This window comes from Klebsiella sp. D-Nf1, from assembly GCF_002810515.1.
Taxonomy (GTDB): domain Bacteria; phylum Pseudomonadota; class Gammaproteobacteria; order Enterobacterales; family Enterobacteriaceae; genus Klebsiella; species Klebsiella variicola.
Genome location: NZ_PIOK01000001.1, coordinates 389,016 through 408,732 on the forward strand (window position 1 = coordinate 389,016; position 19,717 = coordinate 408,732).

The window sequence follows — 19,717 nt, forward strand, 5'->3', positions numbered from 1 at the left end:
TATTATCATAACTTTTATTTAACAATTGGTTAATAATTTTAGGGGTACACATGACTACGCCATTGAAAAAAATCGTAATTGTGGGTGGCGGCGCTGGCGGACTGGAACTGGCAACTCAGCTGGGGAAAAAGTTAGGGCGCCATAAAAAAGCGAAAATCACCCTGGTGGACCGTAACCACAGCCATCTGTGGAAGCCGCTGCTGCATGAAGTGGCGACCGGTTCTCTGGATGAAGGTGTCGATGCGCTGAGCTATCTGGCCCATGCCCGCAACCACGGTTTCCAGTTCCAGCTGGGTTCGGTGGTGGATATCAACCGCGAAGGGAAGACCATCACCCTCGGCGAGCTGCGCAATGAAAAAGGCGAGCTGTTGGTGGCTGAGCGTAAACTGCCGTACGACACGCTGGTGATGGCGCTGGGCAGTACCTCGAATGACTTCAATACCCCTGGCGTGAAAGAGAACTGCATTTTCCTCGACAACCCGCATCAGGCGCGTCGTTTCCATCAGGAAATGCTCAACCTGTTCCTCAAATACTCCGCCAATCTGGGTGCCAACGGTAAAGTGAACATCGCCATTGTCGGCGGCGGTGCTACCGGCGTGGAGCTCTCCGCTGAACTGCATAATGCGGTGAAACAGCTGCACAGCTACGGCTACAAAGGGCTGACTAACGAAGCGCTGAACGTCACGCTGGTCGAGGCGGGCGAGCGTATTCTGCCGGCACTGCCGCCGCGCATTTCCGGGGCGGCGCATAATGAGCTGACCAAGCTGGGCGTACGGGTGCTGACGCAGACCATGGTCACCAGCGCGGATGCAGGCGGTCTGCACACCAAAGATGGCGAATATATTGAGGCGGATCTGATGGTCTGGGCGGCCGGGATCAAAGCGCCAGATTTCATGAAAGAGATCGGCGGCCTGGAAACCAACCGTATCAATCAGCTGGTGGTCGAGCCGACGCTGCAGACCACCCGCGACGCGGATATTTTCGCCATCGGCGACTGCGCCTCCTGCGCGCGTCCGGAAGGCGGCTTTGTCCCTCCGCGTGCCCAGGCAGCGCACCAGATGGCTACCTGCGCGCTGAACAACATCCTCGCGCAGATGAAAGGCAAACCGCTGAAGGCGTACACCTATAAAGACCATGGCTCGCTGGTGTCGCTGTCCAATTACTCCACTGTCGGCAGCCTGATGGGTAACCTGATGCGCGGCTCGATGATGGTGGAAGGGCGCATTGCGCGCTTCGTGTACATCTCCCTGTACCGTATGCATCAGATCGCCCTGCACGGCTACTTCAAGACCGGCCTGATGATGCTGGTCGGGCGTATCAACCGCATCATTCGCCCGCGTCTTAAGCTGCACTAATACGCTGTCTTTACCCGGAGCCGCCCTGACGGCGCTCCGGGCTCTTCTGTTGAAACCGCGGCGATCCCGCTCGGAATCCTCTGAATCCCCTTGATTTGCTGCGAATTCTCGCACTTTTCATCCGCTATCTGATTTGCGCCCTCCCGGCTCCGGTTGCAAAATTGTATCAACAGCAACAAAGGAGGATCTCCCGTGAATAAATCTATGTTGGCGGGTATAGGGATAGGCGTGGCTGCCGCGCTGGGCGTTGCAGCTGTCGCTGGTCTCAACGTGTTAGATCGCGGCCCGCAGTATGCGCAAGTGGTCTCCAGTACACCGATTAAAGAAACCGTGAAAACGCCGCGTCAGGAATGCCGCAATGTCACGGTGACCCATCGTCGTCCGGTCCAGGATGAAAACCGTATCGCCGGTTCGGTACTCGGCGCGGTGGCCGGTGGGGTGATTGGCCACCAGTTTGGCGGCGGTCGCGGACGTAGTGTAGCGACGGTGGTGGGTGCGCTGGGCGGCGGCTATGCCGGCAACCAGCTGCAGGGGGCGATGCAGGACAACGATACCTACACTACCACCCAGCAGCGTTGTAAAACGGTGTATGACAAATCCGATAAAATGCTGGGCTACGATGTGACCTATAAAATAGGCGATCAGCAGGGGAAAATCCGTATGGATCACAATCCTGGCAGCCAGATCCCGCTGGACAACAACGGCCAGCTGGTCCTGAACAACAAAATCTAAAAACAGATTTATGTATTGATTAGCCCCTCAATCGCTCAGGCTGAGGGGCTTTTTTTATCAGAAGGTTAACGCGTAATTCAGACCGAAGGTACGGCCACGGCCTTTGTATTCGTACAGCGATGAACTGCCGTAGGTCGGGCTGTAGAGCAGCGGCGCCCGCTGGCCCCAGATGGTGACATAGTCTTCGTTAAGCAGGTTTTCGATACTGAAGGTCAGTTTCCCCACCGGCAGCGCGTAACTGCCAATAAAATCAACGGTGTTATAGCCTTCCAGCTTGTTACCGGCGGCGTCGCTGAGGTCAAACACCTGCTGGCTCTGCACGCGCAGGCTCCACGGATCCGGTGCCCAGCCCACCCAGGCGGTGGCTTTGGACGGTGAGGCGAGGGTGACATCCCATTTTTGCCAGCGGCCGTCGGTCTGCACCTGTGATTTCAGCACGTTGAAGTTACCGCCGACGCTCCAGTCGCTGTCCGGAATAAAGTAATCGACCGCTCCCTCAACGCCGTAAATACGCCGTTTGTCGGACTGAACGTCGATGGTCATGTCGGTGCGGTTGACGACGATGGTCTTATCCGAAGTCGAGTAATACGCCGCCAGCTGGGTGCGCAGGTTATCGCCGGTGTAGCGCCAGCCCAGCTCATACGAGTTAACTTTGATCCCCTGCAGCGGCGAGTCATCGACATTGACGCTGGAGATCAGCGGCAGATGGCCATTGACCGCCGCGCCGTATTTACCGATGCCGTAGTATTTACCGGGGTCCGGCAGCTCGACGCCCTGCGAGAAGTTAAACCAGGTCTGCTGACGCTCGGTCAGATGCGCCACGATCCCGGCGTTAAACAGGAAGTTGTCGTAATCGGTTTTGCCGCCTTTGATGGCGTCGGCGGAGCGCGCTTTCCCGTTGGCGATATCCTGTTGCTGGGCGTAGCCGACAAAGTCGTCAACCCGGTTTTCTGTCCACTGGTAGCGTACCCCGCCGCTGACGGTAAAGATCTCGTTCAGATCGTAGCTGGACTGCAGGAACGGCGCGACGTTGGAGATGCTGTATCCCGGGTAGCGGCCGGTGGTGTAGATCGATTCGTTGTGCAGCCCGCCGGACGCCAGCGATTGCTGCAGATCGAAGAACATCTGGTTGGCATTGAAGGTCTCATGATCGGCGTCGAGACCCCAGGTGAGATCCCATCCTGCCAGCGGCTGACTGTTGAGGGTCAGCTTTGCCCCATACTGATCGGTATCCTGCTGCGACGAGGAGAAGCTACTGACCTGGCCTTTCGTGAGCGTCGGGAACGGATAGAAGGTGAGGGACTCATCGCGATAGTACACCTGGCTCACCAGATTCTGACCGAAGAAGTCGGCATCGGAGTACTGAAGGCTGATCAGGTGGCGTTCGGTGCCGGGGATACGGTCGGAATTGAGCCCGTCGGTGGTGTACGCTTTGCCGCCGCTGGTGACCGCGGACATGTTCTTCCCGAGCCACAGGCCGTAGTCATCATCGCCCTGGCTTTTATAATACTGGGTGACAAGCTGCAGCTGGCGGTTGTCATCGATCTCAATCGTCCCCGTCCCCATCACGTCGAGGCGGTCAGAGTGCTGGAGCCCCGTTTGGGTGTTATCGAGGATCAGCGCATCGTTATTGCCATCGTACCATCCGCCGAAACGCTGATAGGCTACCGATAAGCGCCCGGATGCATGGTCTGTCCCGCCGCTGACGGCCGCCGCGATGCGCTCATCGTGATCGTTACTGTTCGCAAACCCGCTCTTGCTACCCACCTCGAGATCGACCTGGCGATCCTGTTGCCCTTTCTTGGTGACGATGTTGATAAGCCCGCCGGTACTGCCTCCGCCATACAGCGAGGTCGCCCCGGAGATTACTTCGATATGTTCGATGTTGAATGGGTCGATGGCGTCGAGCTGGCGACTGTCGGTGCGTGAGGAATTGAGCCGGACGCCGTCGATCAGCACGACGATGGCGCGCCCGCGCATGTTCATCCCGTAATTGGTGCGCCCCTGGCTGCTCACATCGATGCCTGGGATCAACTGCGCCAGCACGTCTTTGAACTCTTTCCCGCCCTGGACCTGCTGCTCAATCTCCTGGCCCTCAATGACCCAGGTGGTTTGGGCCATTTTGGCCACGGTGCGATGGGTGCGGTTTGCGCTAACGATGATGCTGTCTTCATCAGACTGAGCCGCCAGCGCAGGCAGCGTGCTGACCAGCAGCAGAGGGTGGAGCACCCAGAGGCGCTTTTTCATATCCATTCCTTTTATGAGCAAGTTGCTTTGTCGTTGTTATAGGCCGACGCCGGGTCGGCATTAGTTACAATGCGAAACATCTGGAAAAACTCAAAAAAGGATTTTGCACATAATGAATATCGCAATCAATATCATTTGCGTTTATCTTTTGCGGGGAAAGACAATAGAAATCAATCTGTTTTGTGTGGGTAAAGCGAACTGGAGGGCGGATCCGGCGGCAGAATACCGCCGGAAGCGGGGCGCATCAGGACTCGAGGAGCTGCGGCCAGAGACGGAAGGTGGTATCGGTGATTTGCATCAGCTTATCGAAATCCGCGCCTTCCCGTGCGCTAATCGACATGCCCTGCAGTACACAGTTTAAAAACTGCGCCAGCTGCGCGACATCGCGGCCTGCGGGCAGTTCGCCCTGCGCTTGCCGCTGCTGCAGAAACTGGGTCAGCGCCTGCTCCTGCATCGCATGGCGTGACTTGATGGTATTGGCGATATCTGTCGAGGAGGCGGCCAGCGCGGCGGAGGTATTAATGATAAAACAGCCAGCCGGCGTCTCTTTGCTGGTAAAGCAGGTGGCGACCGCCGTGAAGTAATCCCGCAACGCACCGTCGACGGGTTTCCCCTCGGCAAACAGCACCGCTTCATGCTTCGCGGCAAAGCGCGAAATGTAACGATCCAACACTGCGCGGAACAGTCCTTCTTTATTCACAAATTCCGCATACAGGGTGGGGGCTTTTGCTCCTGTCGCCTCGACCAGATCGGCGAGCGAGGTCGCCTCATAGCCGTGCTGCCAGAAGAGTGTCATGGCTTTGTCCAGCGCCGCATCCCTGTCGAACACCTTCGGTCGGCCACGGCTTTTTTTGGCGCAACTTTGAACGTCAGTTGTCATGATGCCGTTGTACCTATGTTGGTTTGGTGAAAGGCCATTATAAAAATAAACGATCGCCGGGGCCAGCGCTGTTGGTTTAAAAATAAATAATTCATATGAGTATGAAATTTAAGCATTTTATAAATAGTTAAACGATCGTTATAAAAATGCGTTGACGTGTGATGTAGATCACATTACTATTTACCTATCGATCGTTAAGTTAATACTTGCGACCCTACTAAAAAATTCATCTGCACAGGTATAATAATCATGAAAACCGTTAATACTCTGGCTATTGCCGCCGTTCTTAGCTCACTCTCTTTCGCCAGCTTTGCCGCTGTTGAGGTGCAGTCCACCCCAGCGGGTCAGCATAAAGTAGGCACCATCTCTGCTTCTGCCGGGACCAACCTGGGCTCGCTGGAAGACCAGCTGGCGCAGAAAGCAGAAGAGATGGGCGCCACCTCATTCCGTATTACTTCGGTAACCGGTCCGAATACCCTTCACGGTACCGCCGTTATCTACAAGTAAGCCCGATGCGTCGCTGCCCGGCCCCCTTCACCGGACAGCGATGAGTAAGACCCTGTTGTACCCCTGTTTGACCCTTGCCAACAAAAAACCCGCCATCAGGCGGGTTTTTTGTTTTCTGCAACATGAGACTACATCGACTGCGGGCCTGGCGCGAAATGACGGGTGACGTCAATGGGCATGCCCGAGCGGTAATGCATCGCACGCTCCATCACCGTCCCGTCGGTCTGCGGCGCCTGTTTGAACTCAGTCATAGCCGCGTTAAGCGTAATGGGCAGGGTCTGCGGGTCGTCGTCGATATGCTCAGACAGCGGCTGATGGACCTCAACCAGACGGCGACCATCCGGCTCTACCGACGCCTTGATTGGCGTGTTGATAATATTCACCTTAGTGCCTGGCGAGATGGCGTTGTACAGCGCCTTAATATCATTGTCGCGCAGACGAATGCAGCCGGAGCTGACGCGCATGCCAATGCCGAAATCGGCATTGGTGCCGTGCAGGAGATAGACTCCGCCATAGGCGGCGAGGCGGATGGCGTGATGGCCCATCGGGTTGTCAGGACCGGCAGGCACCACCGCCGGCAGCTCAATTCCCATTGCCTTGTAGCGGGCGCGAATGTTAGCGGTTGGCGTCCAGGTCGGATTGGCCCGCTTGTCGGACACGGTCGTGACCATCGTCGGTGTGATGGTGGTTCCGCCCAGCTGGCCGATGCCGATCGGGTAGACGGTCACTTCATTCTTACCCGGTGGGTAATAGTAGAGGCGCAGTTCGGCGAGGTTAATCACCAGCCCTTCACGCGGCGCATCGGGCAGCAGCGTCTGCAGGGGGATGGTCAGCACGCTGCCGGCGCGGGGAACATAGGGGTCAACCCCGGGATTGGCCTGCAGCAGGGCCAGAAAGCCGACATTGTACTTTTTGGCAATCGCCTCCAGCGAACCGCCGTTATCCTGCACCACATGGAACGTATTCTGACCTACCAGCCGGCTGCCCGGCGGGGGAAGGGGCCAGGTGTTGGCGCGCGCGGGCAGTGCCAGCGCGGCGACCAGCGCGACCAGCGCCAGCCAGAGCGTAACGGGGAAACGGTTTCTCATTACCATAACTCCAAAATATATAAGTGGTTATTTTTATATGAAAAGCAGATGAGATTATGGCGTGAGTCTGTGTGGGGAAATCCAGGCGGATTGCAAAATGTTTGTAAAGATTGCCAGGTATGTAGGAAGGGAGATACGGCTCGGGGGCCGTATCTCCTGCCAGTCAGGCGACGGCGTTCTCTTCCAGCTGACGCATAAACTGGCGAACCCAGTCCATCCGCGTTTTACGCTCTTCAAGATCCTGCATGAATTTCAGGCGCGTCGGCCCGTCCAGCCGGAAGTGCTGCGGCTGCTTTTGCAGCAGGCCGATTAACCACACCGGATTGACGTTGTTTTTCTCGTTGAACTCGACCACGCCGCCTTTTTCGTTGCTTTCCAGTTTGCGGATCCCCAGTTTCTGCGCCTGCTGACGCAGACGGGCAATATCCAGCAGGTTGCGCGCGGCATCGGGCAGGAGGCCAAAACGATCGATCAGCTCGACTTTGATCTCCTCCAGTTCGAGTTCATTTTTCGCGCTGGCAATCCGTTTATAGAACGACAGGCGCGTATTGACGTCGGGGATGAAATCGTCAGGCAGCAGGGAAGGCATGCGCAGTTCAACTTCCGTTTGCTGGCTGGTGAGATCTTCCAGCGAGGGTTCGCGTCCGGCTTTCAGCGCATCGACTGCGTTCTCCAGCAGCTCCATATACAGAGAGAAACCGATGGTTTCCATCTGGCCGCTCTGATCTTCGCCGAGCAGTTCCCCGGCGCCGCGAATTTCCAGATCGTGGGTCGCCAGCGCAAAGCCGGCGCCGAGATCTTCCAGCGACGCAATGGCTTCGAGGCGCTTTTGCGCATCGGTGGTCATCGCTTTCGGATGCGGCGTCAGCAGCCAGGCATAGGCCTGGTGATGTGAACGACCAACGCGGCCGCGCAGCTGGTGCAACTGCGCGAGGCCAAAATGGTCGGCGCGTTCGATGATGATCGTATTGGCGGTGGGGATGTCGATCCCGGTCTCAATGATGGTGGTACATACCAGCACATTGAAGCGCTGGTGATGGAAATCATTCATCACCCGCTCCAGTTCGCGCTCCCGCATCTGACCGTGACCGATGGCGATCCGCGCCTCCGGCACCAGCTCCGCCAGCTTGTCGGCGGCTTTCTGGATGTTTTCGACGTCATTAAACAGATAGTAGACCTGGCCGCCGCGCAGCGTTTCGCGCAGGATCGCCTCGCGCACGACCAGGGCGTCGTATTCACGAACGAAGGTCTTCACCGCCAGACGGCGCGCCGGCGGTGTGGCGATAATCGACAAATCGCGCATCCCGCTCATCGCCATGTTCAGCGTCCGCGGGATCGGCGTGGCGGTGAGGGTCAGGATATCGACATCGGCGCGCATCGCTTTGATGCGTTCTTTGTGACGAACGCCAAAGCGGTGCTCTTCGTCGACGATCAGCAGCCCCAGATCGCGCAGCTTCACTTCGCTCTGCAACAACTTATGGGTGCCGATTAAGATATCGATTTTGCCTTCCGCGGCCTGTTCGAGGATCTGCGCCTGCTCTTTAGCGCTGCGGAAGCGGGAGAGCATTTCGATGCGTATCGGCCAGTTGGCGAAGCGATCGCGGAAGTTGTCATAGTGCTGCTGAGCCAGCAGGGTGGTCGGCACCAGCACCGCCACCTGCTTGTGGTTCTCCACGGCGAGGAAGGCGGCGCGCATAGCCACTTCGGTCTTACCGAAGCCCACATCGCCGCACACCAGGCGGTCCATCGCCAGCGGCTGGCACATATCGCTGAGGACGGCGTTAATCGCCTGCGCCTGATCCGGCGTGGTTTCAAACGGGAAGCCGTCGCAGAACAGCTGATACTGTTCGCGGTCGTGTTTAAAGGCAAAGCCCGCCTTCGCCGCGCGCTGGGCGTAGATATCCAGCAGCTCTGCCGCCACGTCGCGTACTTTCTCAGCCGCTTTTTGTCGCGCCCGGGTCCAGGCATCGCCGCCCAGCTTGTGCAGGGGCGCGTTCTCTTCCGCCCCGCCGGCGTAACGGCTGATAAGATGCAGGGAGGATACCGGAACGTATAGCTTGGCATCGTTGGCGTAGGTCAGCATCAGGTATTCGCCGGTGATGCCGCCGGCTTCCAGGGTGGTCATTCCCGCATAGCGGCCCACGCCGTGCTCCAGATGGACAACCGGCTGGCCGATATGCAGTTCGGCAAGGTTGCGAATGAGGATGTCAGGGTTGATAGTGCGGCGTGAATCCTGCCGACGGCGCGCCACGCGCTCACCGAGCAGGTCGCTTTCGCAAATCAGCGCCAGGCCGCGCTGGCTGTCAATAAACCCGTGCTCGGCGGCGCCAATCATCAGATAGCGGCCATTGCCGGTGGCCTCTTCCAGACGCAGCACGTGTTTTGGCGCAATTTTTATCCGCGCCAGCATTTCGCTCAGCGCTTCACGGCGACCCTCGCTTTCCACCGAGAAAATCACCGGGCCGCTAAAGGACTCGAGGAAGCGGCGCAGATTATCCAGCGGCGCTTTGTTTTGTGCCTGCACGGCGAGGTCCGGCAGCGTCTGGTAGCCCAGATTGGTATTCGCCGCTTTGTCCGCCAGGTGCTCGGTTTTCAGCTGTACGCGCGGCCATTTTTTCAGTTCGCCGAACAACTCATCGCTGCGCAGCCACAGCAGTTCCGGCGGCAGGAGCGGGCGCATCGGATCGACGCCGCGGTTTTCAAAGCGAGCGCGGGCTTCATTCTGGAAACGTTCCGCGCTGGCCTCGAGATCGCCGGTGTTGACGATCAGCGTGCTGGCCGGGAAATAGCTAAATAACGGCGGCAGCGGCTCGCTGAAGAACAGCGGCTGCCAATATTCGATACCGGCAGGCAGTGTCCCTTTACTGACCTGCTGATAGATATGCTCGGCATCGCGCTTCACCTCAAAACGGTCGCGCCACTGGCTGCGGAACAGCTCGATGGCGGTCTGGTCGGTGGGAAACTCATGCGCTGGCAGCAGGTTAATGGCCGCCACTTCCTCCAGCGTGCGCTGGCTGTCGACGTCGAACAGGCGCAGGCTGTCGATTTCATCGTCAAAGAAATCGAGGCGGTAGGGCTGATCGCTGCCCATCGGGAACAGGTCGAGCAGCGCGCCGCGGGTAGCATATTCGCCGTGCTCCATCACCTGATCGACATGGCGGTAGCCGGCGCCCTCCAGCTGATCGCGCAGCGCATCGCGCGACAGGCGCTGGCCTTTTTTCATCACCAGCGCGTGCCCGTGGAGGAAGCTGTGCGGACAGACACGCTGCATCAGGGTGTTGACCGGGACGATCAGTACGCCGCGCTGCATGGTGGGTAACTGGTAAAGGGTGGCAAGACGGGAGGAGATGATGTCCTGGTGCGGCGAGAAGCTGTCGTAGGGGAGTGTTTCCCAGTCAGCCAGCCCCATCACCATGCTGTCGGTGAACTGCCTGATCTCGTCGTTCAGGCGCAGCGCGTTTTGCATGTCAGGTGCCACCAGCACCACCGGGCCCTTGTGGCGTTCGGCCATCTCTGCCACCAGGGTAGCGCAGGCCGCGCCGGTCAACTCGCCAAGCTGGCGCAGATCACCGGCTTTGGCCGGCAATGAGTATCGATATTGTTCAGGCATAGACGGTTTCATGGTCTCTTGGGGATTCGCTCTGCCGATATGGAGGGCAACTCGCTGATATTCAATAGTGAGATTATCCGCGATTGGTCTGGATTCGCCAACCCGAATTGCCATCAGGTGTTGGTTGAAGAAACATCCGGGTCGCGGATAAGCGTAAAGATATATCAGCAAGGTCTTATCTATCCGATTGTATTTGCTTGGTTTTTAGGATTATTGCTAATAAAGTCGTCAGGTATCAGTCATTTACGCTGCCCGTATTCGCTTATATACTCGGGCATCGGCTATCAGCAACCAGATGGATGACATGTACCAACCTGCCGCACTCTTTATCGGCCTGCGCTATATGCGCGGGCGCGCAGCCGACCGCTTCGGTCGTTTCGTCTCCTGGCTCTCAACCATCGGCATTACGCTTGGCGTAATGGCGCTGGTGACGGTCCTGTCGGTGATGAACGGCTTTGAACGCGAGCTGCAAAACAACATCCTGGGGCTGATGCCGCAGGCCATTCTTAGCGCCAAACAGGGCTCGGTGAACCCTCAGCAACTGCCGGAGCGCGAGGCGAAACTCCAGGGGGTGACCCGCGTGGCGCCGATCACGACCGGTGACGTCGTCCTGCAGAGCGCGCGCAGCGTGGCGGTCGGGGTCATGCTGGGCATTGATCCGGCGCAGAACGATCCCCTGACCCCGTACCTGGTAAACGTCAAACAGAGCGATCTGCAGGCGGGCAAATATAACGTCATTCTTGGCGAACAGCTGGCGGGCCAGCTGGGGGTTAATCGTGGCGATCAAATTCGCGTAATGGTTCCTTCCGCCAGTCAGTTTACGCCAATGGGCCGCGTGCCGAGCCAGCGTCTGTTCACGGTCATCGGCACCTTCGCCGCCAACAGCGAAGTCGATGGCTATCAGATGCTGACCAACATCGACGACGCCTCTCGTTTAATGCGCTACCCGCTGGGGAATATCACCGGCTGGCGCCTGTGGCTGGATAAACCGCTGCAGGTCGACACCCTGAGTCAGCAGACGCTGCCGCCGGGTACCCAGTGGCAGGACTGGCGCGAGCGCAAGGGCGAACTGTTCCAGGCGGTGCGCATGGAGAAAAATATGATGGGCCTGCTGCTCAGCCTGATCGTCGCCGTCGCGGCCTTCAACATTATTACCTCGCTGGGGATGATGGTGATGGAGAAGCAGGGCGAAGTGGCGATCCTGCAGACCCAGGGGCTGACGCCGCGGCAGATTATGGCCGTCTTTATGGTGCAGGGCGCCAGCGCCGGGATCGTCGGTGCGCTGTTGGGAGCCGCGCTTGGCGCGCTGCTCGCCAGCCAGTTGAATAATTTAATGCCGATCATCGGCGCCTTCCTTGACGGCGCGGCGCTGCCGGTGGCGATTGAGCCGCTGCAGGTTATTGTTATCGCCCTGGTGGCGATGGTGCTGGCCTTGTTGTCTACGTTGTACCCTTCCTGGCGCGCTGCCGCCACCCAACCCGCTGAGGCTTTACGTTATGAATAAGATCCTGCTGCAATGCGACAACCTGTGCAAACGCTATCAGGAAGGCAATGTGCAAACCGATGTCCTGCACAATGTCAGCTTCAGCATTGGTGAAGGCGAGATGATGGCCATTGTCGGCACCTCCGGCTCTGGCAAAAGTACGCTGCTGCATCTGCTCGGCGGCCTGGATACGCCCACCTCTGGCGACGTTATCTTCTCTGGCCAGCCGATGAGTAAACTCTCCACCGCCGCGCGCGCCGACCTGCGTAACCGCGAGCTGGGCTTTATCTATCAGTTCCACCATCTGCTGCCAGACTTTAGCGCGCTGGAAAACGTGGCGATGCCGCTGCTGATTGGTAAAAAGAAGCCGGCGGACATTGAACGCCAGGCGAAAGCAATGCTGCAGGCGGTCGGGCTTGAACACCGCAGCCATCACCGTCCGTCGGAGCTCTCCGGCGGCGAACGCCAGCGGGTGGCGATTGCCCGCGCGCTGGTGAATAAACCGCGGCTGGTGCTGGCGGATGAACCGACCGGTAATCTCGACGCTCGCAACGCCGACAGCATCTTCCAGCTGCTGGGCGAACTGAACGTCGCGCAGCGCACCGCGTTTCTGGTGGTGACCCACGACCTGCAGCTGGCGAAACGGATGAGCCGCCAGCTGGAGATGCGTGATGGCCGTCTGACCGCCGACCTGACCCTGATGGGGGCCGAGTAATGGCGTCTCCGTTATCGTTACTGATTGCATTGCGTTTCAGCCGCGGACGGCGGCGCGGCGGCATGGTATCGCTGATCTCGGTGATCTCCACCATCGGCATTGCGCTGGGGGTGGCGGTGCTGATCGTCGGCCTCAGCGCGATGAACGGTTTTGAACGTGAGCTGAATAACCGCGTGCTGGCGGTGGTGCCGCACGGTGAAATCGAACCCGTGAACCAGCCGTGGAATAACTGGCAGGAAGCGCTGGCGAAGGTGCAGAAGGTGAAGGGGATTGTCTCGGCAGCGCCCTATATTAACTTCACCGGCCTGGTGGAGAGCGGCAGTAATATGCGCGCCATCCAGGTGAAAGGCGTTGATCCGCAGCAGGAAACCCGGCTCAGCGCGCTGCCTACCTTCGTGCAGAATAACGCGTGGGCCGGATTCAAGGCTGGTGAACAGCAGGTGATTCTGGGTAAAGGGGTCGCCGATGCGCTGCACGTGAAGCAGGGGGACTGGGTGTCGATCATGATCCCTAATGCCGACGCCGATCATCAGCTGCTGCAGCCAAAACGCGTCAGGCTGCATGTGACCGGAATTTTACAGCTGAGCGGCCAGCTCGATCATAGTTTTGCCATGATCCCGATGCAGGATGCGCAGCAGTACCTGGAGATGGGCAGCAGCGTGACCGGCATCGCCATCAAGGTCACCGACGTTTTCCACGCGAACAAGCTGGTGCGCGACGCCGGCGAGGTGACCAACAGCTACGTCTACATTAAGAGCTGGATCGGTACCTATGGCTATATGTATCGCGACATCCAGATGATCCGCGCCATTATGTACCTGGCGATGGTGCTGGTGATCGGCGTGGCCTGCTTTAACATCGTCTCGACGCTGGTGATGGCGGTCAAAGACAAAAGCGGCGATATTGCGGTGCTGCGCACGCTTGGCGCAAAAGACGGCTTAATTCGCGCGATTTTCGTGTGGTATGGTTTATTAGCCGGATCGGTAGGCAGCCTGTTCGGGGTAGTGATCGGCGTGATCTGCGCGTTGAACCTAACGTCAATCATCAACGGCATCGAATACCTGATTGGGCATAAATTCCTCTCCGGCGACATCTATTTTATTGACTTCCTGCCGTCAGAACTGCACTGGCTGGACGTCTTTTATGTGCTGGTGACGGCACTGTTGCTGAGTTTGCTGGCCAGCTGGTATCCCGCCCGCCGCGCCAGCCGCATCGACCCGGCGAGGGTGCTGAGTGGCCAGTAATTTATCGTCATCGTCGGCTTTGCTGACGACACAAGAGGAATTGCTGAAATGTATTATGGATTTGACATTGGCGGCAGCAAGATAGCGCTGGGCGTATTTAATCAGGAGCGGCGACTGCAGTGGGAAAAACGCGTCGCCACGCCGAAAAGCAGTTATGAGGATTTTCTCCAGGCGGTGGAGGCGCTGGTCCGCGAGGCCGATGAGCGCTTCGACCAGCAGGGGTCGGTCGGGATCGGTATCCCGGGGATGCCGGAAACGGCAGACGGCACGCTGTATGCCGCTAACGTGCCAGCCGCCAGCGGCCGGCCGCTGCGCGCCGACCTTAGCGCGCGGCTGGGGCGCGATGTGCGCCTCGATAATGACGCTAACTGTTTTGCGCTGTCTGAAGCGTGGGACGATGAGTTTACGCAATACCCGCTGGTGATGGGGCTGATCCTCGGCACCGGCGTGGGCGGCGGCCTGGTGTTGAATGGTAAATCGATTACCGGACATAGCTATATCACCGGCGAGTTCGGCCATATTCGCCTGCCGGTGGATGCCCTGGAGGTGGTCGGGCGCGATTTTCCGCTGCTGCGCTGCGGCTGCGGCCAGCTGGGCTGCATTGAAAATTATCTCTCCGGCCGCGGTTTCGCCTGGCTGTACGAACATTTTTACCAGCACCCGCTCTCCTCGCCGGAGATAGTGGCGCAGTGGCAGCAGCACGATCCGCGCGCCCAGGCGCACGTTGAGCGCTATCTCGATCTGCTGGCGGTGTGTCTGGGGAATATACTGACCATTGTCGACCCGGATTTACTGGTGCTCGGCGGTGGATTATCTAACTTTACGGCCATTAGCGAAGGGCTGGCGCAACGATTGCCGCGCCATCTTCTGCCGGTCGCCAGGGTTCCGCGCATTGAGCGCGCGCGCCACGGCGATGCCGGGGGAATGCGCGGTGCGGCCTTCCTTCATCTGACCCATTAATCACAGAGGTAGCTATGCAGTCGCGCCGTTTACATCGATTGAGCCGTTTTCGTCGCAATAAACGTCGGTTGCGTGACCGTCTGCGTCAGCGGATTTTCTTTAGGGAGGACAGGATGAAACCTGAAGCGATGGCAAAACCGAGAGTGGTGGTGTTAACCGGCGCGGGCATATCGGCGGAGTCGGGGATCAAAACCTTCCGCGCGGCCGATGGCCTGTGGGAAGAGCATCGGGTGGAAGATGTGGCGACGCCGGAAGGCTTCGCCCGCGATCCGGCGCTGGTGCAGGCGTTCTACAACGCCCGTCGTCGTCAGTTGCAGAGTCCGGAAATCGCGCCGAACGCGGCGCATCTGGCGCTGGCGCGTCTGGAAGATCTGCTGGGCGACCATTTCCTGCTGGTCACCCAGAATATCGATAATCTGCACGAGCGCGCCGGCAACCGCCGGGTGATCCATATGCACGGCGAGCTGTTGAAGGTGCGCTGTTCGTGGAGCGGCCAGGTACTGGAGTGGACCGGCGACGTCACCGGTGAGGACAAATGCCACTGTTGCCAGTTCCCGGCGGCGCTGCGTCCGCACGTAGTCTGGTTTGGCGAGATGCCGCTGGGGATGGACGAGATCTACAGCGCGCTGGCCGACGCGGATATTTTTATCGCCATCGGTACCTCCGGCCATGTCTATCCGGCGGCTGGCTTTGTGCACGAGGCGCGGCTGCACGGCGCCCATACGGTAGAGCTGAACCTGGAGCCCAGCCAGGTGGGCAGCGAGTTTGCCGAGAAGCACTACGGGCTGGCAAGCGAAGTGGTGCCGGCCTTTATCGATAAGCTGCTGCAGGAAAACCCGCTGTAAACTGAAGCCGCCTGCCGGTAGCCAGGACCCTGGCCACTGCTTCCGGCAGCGCTGCTGACAAGGATGTCACGTCATGACAGGAGTCAGACCATGCATAATCCGCTGGTTATCGAAGCGATCATGTTGATCGCGGCCATTATCGTTGGCGTCTGGAGCCAGCGTGCTTTACCGCTACACGCCGATAGTCGGCCGATCCTTTTCATACTGTGCTATCTCATCAGCATCGGCAGCGCGTTGGGTCTGCTGCTGGATATTTTAGCCCTGCTGTTGACAGGCGGGTTCGCGACGGGCGTTGTGCGAATATACGGCCCGTTGCTGCTGCTGGTGGTGCTGTGGAAACCTCTCAACTGGGTTGTCGGCATCATTGATGATTTTTTGATACAGCGAGCCGAAAAAGAGAAGGGCAAAGGCCAGCGCGACGGTGGACGACGCTGATCGTTTTCCGCTGCGCCACGCACGCTATCGCCCGGCCCGCTGCCGGGCGATACGCTCTCTGAGTAATGATCTTCCGGTCATGAGTTCGTCTTCTCCCTCCTGAACCATTTCCCACTCTATTTTGTGCGTGACCGCTGATTTCTGTACGTTTTTTTGTGCAGACCGGCAAATGTAGACCAGATTCAATAGGCGCCCGCACGATCGCGCCGCGACCCTGTTCCCTGTCGGAAGTCTGTAAAGGAGACCCCGTAATGCCGTCACCGATGATTTATCAGGATCTCACCACTGCCGCGCTGCTCGGCCATGCGGCGCAATATCACAGCGAGACCGAGATTGTCTCGGTGGGTGCCGGCGGTGAGAAGGAGCGCAGCAGCTGGGGGGAGGTGGCCAGCCGCGCTCAGCGGCTGGCGTCGGCGCTGGCGACGCTGGGGCTGCCGCCAGGCGCCCGCTGCGCTACCCTGGCATGGAACAATCGCCGCCACCTGGAGATCTATTTTGCCGTCGCCTCCGGCGGCTGGGTGACACACACTGTCAACCCGCGGCTGTCGGTTGACCATCTGCGGTATATCCTCAACGACGCTGCCGACGAAGTGCTGTTTTTTGACCAGACCTTTCTGCCACTGGTGGTACAACTACTGCCGCAGCTGCCGATGGTGAAACACGTCGTGCTGATGGAACCCCGCAGCGAAGCGGCGCTCAGCCAGCTGCCCTCTCTGCTGTTTTTTGACGATCTGTTGCAGCAGGGGATGGCAGACTATCGCTGGCCGACACTCAATGAACTGACCCCAGCTTCGCTCTGCTACACCTCGGGGACCACCGGCCGGCCGAAAGGGGTGTTGAATACCCATCGTTCGCTGGTCCTGCATGCCCTGAGCGGTAACCAGCCGGACGCCGCCGGCATATCGGCGAAGGACAGCCTGTTGCCGGTGGTGCCGATGTTCCATGTCAACGCGTGGGGGACGCCGTTTATCGCCGCCATGGTCGGCGCGCGGCTGGTACTGCCGGGGCCGCACCTCGATGGCGACAGCCTGCTGCAGCTGCTGGCCGCCGAGAAGGTAACGGTGGGGTTTGGCGTGCCGGTGATCTGGGCCGGCTTGCTGGCGGCGATGCGCCGGACAGACGTCCGGCTACCTGAATTTAAACGTGCGCTGGTCGGCGGCTCCGCGCTGCCGCCGTCGATGGCCGAGGCCTTTCAGCGTGATTACGGCATTGCGCTGACCCACGCCTGGGGAATGACCGAAACATCGCCCATTGGCACCATCAACACGCCGTTGAGCAAACATGACGCGCTCCCGGTACAGGAGCAGCAAAAGCAGCGCGCCGGTCAGGGGCGGCCCATATTCGGCATCGAACTGCAGGTAGTGGACGTGGATGGCGAACCGTTGCCCCGGGATGGTCAAAGTCAGGGGTATCTGCAGGTCAGAGGGCACTGGGTGGTGGAGCAGTACTATGGTCAGGACGCGAGCGCCCTGACCGCGGGAGGCTGGTTTGATACCGGCGATATCGGTACGCTCGACGCCAATGGTTATCTGGTGATCTGCGATCGGGCAAAGGATATTATCAAGTCCGGTGGCGAGTGGATCTCCACCGTTGAGCTGGAGAATATCGCCATCGCGCATCCGGCGGTGCGCAGCGCGGCGGCCATCGCAGCCCGTCATCCGCGCTGGGACGAGCGGCCGGTGCTGCTGTGCGTTCGCGCGGAAGGGGGCGAAGTGGAAGAGACCGATCTGCTGACCTGGTTCGAGAAGCGGGTGCCAAAGTGGCAGATCCCGGACCGGGTGATATTTGTCGACGCGCTACCGGTCAGCGCCACGGGTAAGGTGCTCAAAAATCAACTGCGCCAGGCCTATGGAGAGATTTTAATGAGTGAGGGAAAATGAGCCATGCGCGACCCGGTCTGACGACCTGTTCTCAGTATGATGCTGCCCTGCACGCCTTGTCGGCGGCACGCCAGCGTTGGGCGGAAACCTCGGTGAACCGTCGTCTGGCGCTCCTGCGCCAGATCAAGGATGCCCTGGCTGGTATTGCCCCGGCGTGGGTGGCCGCCGCGGCGGCGGCCAAAGGGCTGCCGGCGGGCGATCCGCTGGCGGGGGAGGAGTGGCTGGCGGGCCCCTGCGCGCTAATGGTCGGCTGCAACGGGCTCATCGCCACCCTGGAGCAGCTGGAAGAGAAGACCTTTCTGCGGCGGATCCCGCTGCGGACGCTGGCGGACGGCCGCCTGGCGCTGCGGGTGGTGCCCGGCACGCTCTGGGATCGACTGTTGCTGTCTGGTGTTCGCGCTGAGATATGGATGCAGCCAGGCGTCACCCGGGCCCATCTCGACCGCTATGCGGCGCGGGCATACGACATCCCGCCGGCCGCGCGGCAGGGCAAGCTGGCGCTGGTGCTTGGCGCCGGCAATGTGGCCTCCATTGCGCCACTAGATGTGCTACACAAGTTGTTTATTGAAAATCAGGTCTGCCTGCTGAAGCTCAACCCGGTTAATGATTATCTGCACGATCTGCTGGCCCAGGCCCTGGCGCCGCTGATTGCCATGGATGCGCTCCGCATCGTCACCGGCGACGCCCAGGCGGGAGCGTGGCTGACCACCCATCCCGCCGTCGATGAGATCCATATCACCGGCTCCCGCGAGACCCATGACGTCATCGTCTGGGGCGACGGTGAAGCGGCTCGCCAGCGTCGGGCCGCCGGGACGCCGCTGAACCCGCGTCGGGTGACCTCGGAGCTGGGCGGCGTCAGTCCCACCATTATCGTTCCCGGGCCGTGGAGCGAGGCGGATATCGCTTTTCAGGCGCAGCAGCTGGCGACGCAGAAGATGAACAACGGCGGGTTTAACTGCGTGGCCAGCCAGGTGCTGATCCTGCAGCAGGGCTGGGAGCCAGCGACGGGTTTGCTGAATCAGCTGTACCGGCTGATCGCCGCGAACACCCGTCCGGACTACTACCCCGGCGCTGAAAAACGGCTGACCGACTTTCGCCTGCACGCCCGTCAGCCGCTGGAGATAGCGCGTGGCGACGCGATGCCGTTGATTGTGGCGAACACCGAGGATGACCCGGCGTTCTGTCAGCAGGAGGTCTTTGGCCCGGGGCTGTCGGTCACTCGTCTTGAGGCCGACAGCGCGGAAAGCTTTCTGCGCCAGGCGATCGGCTATGCGAATCAGCGGCTGCAGGGTACGCTGGGGGCCAATATTGTGATCCACCCGCGCACCCGTAAAGCGATTGGACGTAAGCGTTTTAACGCGTTAATCGCTGAGCTGCGTTACGGCACGGTGGCGATCAACTGCTGGAGCGGGGTGGCCTTCCTGTTAGCCCCCTGCCCGTGGGGCGCGTTTCCCGGCCACACGCTCGACGATATTCAGAGCGGGCGGGGCAAGGTGCATAACAGCTTCATGCTGGAGAAAACCGAGCGCACGGTGATTGAGGCGCCGTTTCGGCCGTTTCCGCGCAGTCTATGGCATGGCGAACTGACGCTGATGCCCCTACCGCCCTGGTTTATTACCCACCGGGGGCAGGAAGCGGTGGCGCAGAAGCTGGTGGATTTTTATCATCGGCCGCGGTGGCGCAAGCTGCCGGCGATCCTCTGGCGCGCGCTGAGGGGATAAGGTGAGAGCAAAAAA

General features: G+C 59.5%; 17 protein-coding genes and 1 pseudogene. 13 read left to right on the forward strand and 5 right to left on the reverse strand.

Going from position 1 to position 19,717, the window contains the following annotated elements; genetic code table 11:
* Positions 1-50 precede the first annotated feature (50 nt).
* Complete coding sequence (locus CWM54_RS01845) at positions 51-1,355, forward strand: NAD(P)/FAD-dependent oxidoreductase (protein WP_008805997.1); 1,305 nt, start codon at positions 51-53, stop codon at positions 1,353-1,355.
* 192 nt (positions 1,356-1,547) lie between these two features.
* Positions 1,548-2,087, forward strand: coding sequence for a glycine zipper 2TM domain-containing protein (locus CWM54_RS01850; RefSeq protein WP_008805999.1), 540 nt, complete (start codon positions 1,548-1,550; stop codon positions 2,085-2,087).
* Between the two features lie 57 nt (positions 2,088-2,144).
* Here the strand turns inward: CWM54_RS01850 and CWM54_RS01855 are convergent, their stop codons facing one another.
* Positions 2,145-4,334, reverse strand: a complete 2,190-nt coding sequence (locus tag CWM54_RS01855) for a TonB-dependent siderophore receptor (protein ID WP_100695741.1) — start codon at positions 4,332-4,334, stop codon at positions 2,145-2,147.
* A 69-nt stretch (positions 4,335-4,403) separates the two neighbouring features.
* Here CWM54_RS01855 and CWM54_RS28305 point away from each other — a divergent pair, with 69 nt between their 5' ends.
* On the forward strand, positions 4,404-4,526 hold the full coding sequence (locus CWM54_RS28305; protein WP_165784190.1) for a hypothetical protein: 123 nt from the start codon (positions 4,404-4,406) through the stop codon (positions 4,524-4,526).
* Between the two features lie 52 nt (positions 4,527-4,578).
* On the opposite strand, the gene CWM54_RS01860 is transcribed toward CWM54_RS28305, so the two are convergent.
* Both CWM54_RS01860 and CWM54_RS28310 read right to left on the reverse strand, forming a co-directional pair.
* Positions 4,579-5,214 carry a TetR/AcrR family transcriptional regulator gene (locus CWM54_RS01860; RefSeq protein ID WP_074386326.1) on the reverse strand — a complete coding sequence of 212 codons (636 nt, stop codon included), beginning with the start codon at positions 5,212-5,214 and terminating at the stop codon, positions 4,579-4,581.
* On the reverse strand, positions 5,211-5,330 hold the full coding sequence (locus CWM54_RS28310) for a hypothetical protein (protein ID WP_162677765.1): 120 nt from the start codon (positions 5,328-5,330) through the stop codon (positions 5,211-5,213). Before CWM54_RS28310 ends, CWM54_RS01860 begins: the two co-directional genes overlap by 4 nt.
* A 133-nt stretch (positions 5,331-5,463) precedes the next feature.
* Between CWM54_RS28310 and bhsA the strand changes: the two genes are divergently transcribed.
* The gene (gene bhsA, locus CWM54_RS01865) at positions 5,464-5,721 is read left to right on the forward strand and encodes a multiple stress resistance protein BhsA (RefSeq protein ID WP_022065354.1); all 258 of its coding nucleotides are present in this window, start codon (positions 5,464-5,466) and stop codon (positions 5,719-5,721) included.
* Between the two features lie 128 nt (positions 5,722-5,849).
* On the opposite strand, the gene ldtC is transcribed toward bhsA, so the two are convergent.
* Both ldtC and mfd read right to left on the reverse strand, forming a co-directional pair.
* Entirely contained in the window at positions 5,850-6,809 is a 960-nt protein-coding gene (gene ldtC, locus CWM54_RS01870; RefSeq protein ID WP_100695744.1) for a L,D-transpeptidase LdtC, read from the reverse strand.
* A gap of 163 nt (positions 6,810-6,972) precedes the next feature.
* Positions 6,973-10,419, reverse strand: a complete 3,447-nt coding sequence (mfd, locus tag CWM54_RS01875) for a transcription-repair coupling factor (RefSeq protein WP_100682166.1) — start codon at positions 10,417-10,419, stop codon at positions 6,973-6,975.
* A 39-nt stretch (positions 10,420-10,458) separates the two neighbouring features.
* Between mfd and CWM54_RS28315 the strand changes: the two are divergent.
* From CWM54_RS28315 to CWM54_RS01920, 9 genes and pseudogenes are all read left to right on the forward strand, one after another.
* Positions 10,459-10,581: pseudogene (locus CWM54_RS28315) on the forward strand (hypothetical protein); the annotation flags it as partial.
* Between the two features lie 142 nt (positions 10,582-10,723).
* Positions 10,724-11,923: a lipoprotein-releasing ABC transporter permease subunit LolC gene (lolC, locus tag CWM54_RS01885; RefSeq protein WP_074386606.1), complete on the forward strand. Its 1,200-nt coding sequence runs from the start codon at positions 10,724-10,726 to the stop codon at positions 11,921-11,923.
* Positions 11,916-12,617, forward strand: coding sequence for a lipoprotein-releasing ABC transporter ATP-binding protein LolD (gene lolD / locus CWM54_RS01890; RefSeq protein ID WP_002900798.1), 702 nt, complete (start codon positions 11,916-11,918; stop codon positions 12,615-12,617). The genes lolC and lolD overlap by 8 nt, the downstream gene beginning before the upstream one ends.
* Positions 12,617-13,861: a lipoprotein-releasing ABC transporter permease subunit LolE gene (lolE, locus tag CWM54_RS01895; RefSeq protein WP_100682167.1), complete on the forward strand. Its 1,245-nt coding sequence runs from the start codon at positions 12,617-12,619 to the stop codon at positions 13,859-13,861. Before lolD ends, lolE begins: the two co-directional genes overlap by 1 nt.
* A 48-nt stretch (positions 13,862-13,909) precedes the next feature.
* A complete protein-coding gene (nagK, locus tag CWM54_RS01900; protein ID WP_038422335.1) occupies positions 13,910-14,821 on the forward strand; it encodes an N-acetylglucosamine kinase in 912 nt (303 codons plus the stop codon).
* Positions 14,822-14,835: 14 nt separating this feature from the next.
* Positions 14,836-15,666, forward strand: a complete 831-nt coding sequence (cobB, locus tag CWM54_RS01905; RefSeq protein ID WP_100682168.1) for a Sir2 family NAD+-dependent deacetylase — start codon at positions 14,836-14,838, stop codon at positions 15,664-15,666.
* Between the two features lie 90 nt (positions 15,667-15,756).
* Positions 15,757-16,101: a hypothetical protein gene (locus CWM54_RS01910; RefSeq protein WP_100682169.1), complete on the forward strand. Its 345-nt coding sequence runs from the start codon at positions 15,757-15,759 to the stop codon at positions 16,099-16,101.
* A gap of 251 nt (positions 16,102-16,352) precedes the next feature.
* Positions 16,353-17,981 (forward strand): long-chain fatty acid--CoA ligase, encoded by a 1,629-nt coding sequence (locus CWM54_RS01915; RefSeq protein WP_100695748.1) that lies wholly within the window; start codon positions 16,353-16,355, stop codon positions 17,979-17,981.
* Complete coding sequence (locus tag CWM54_RS01920) at positions 17,978-19,702, forward strand: aldehyde dehydrogenase family protein (RefSeq protein WP_100695750.1); 1,725 nt, start codon at positions 17,978-17,980, stop codon at positions 19,700-19,702. The genes CWM54_RS01915 and CWM54_RS01920 overlap by 4 nt, the downstream gene beginning before the upstream one ends.
* The last annotated feature ends 15 nt before the right edge of the window (positions 19,703-19,717 follow it).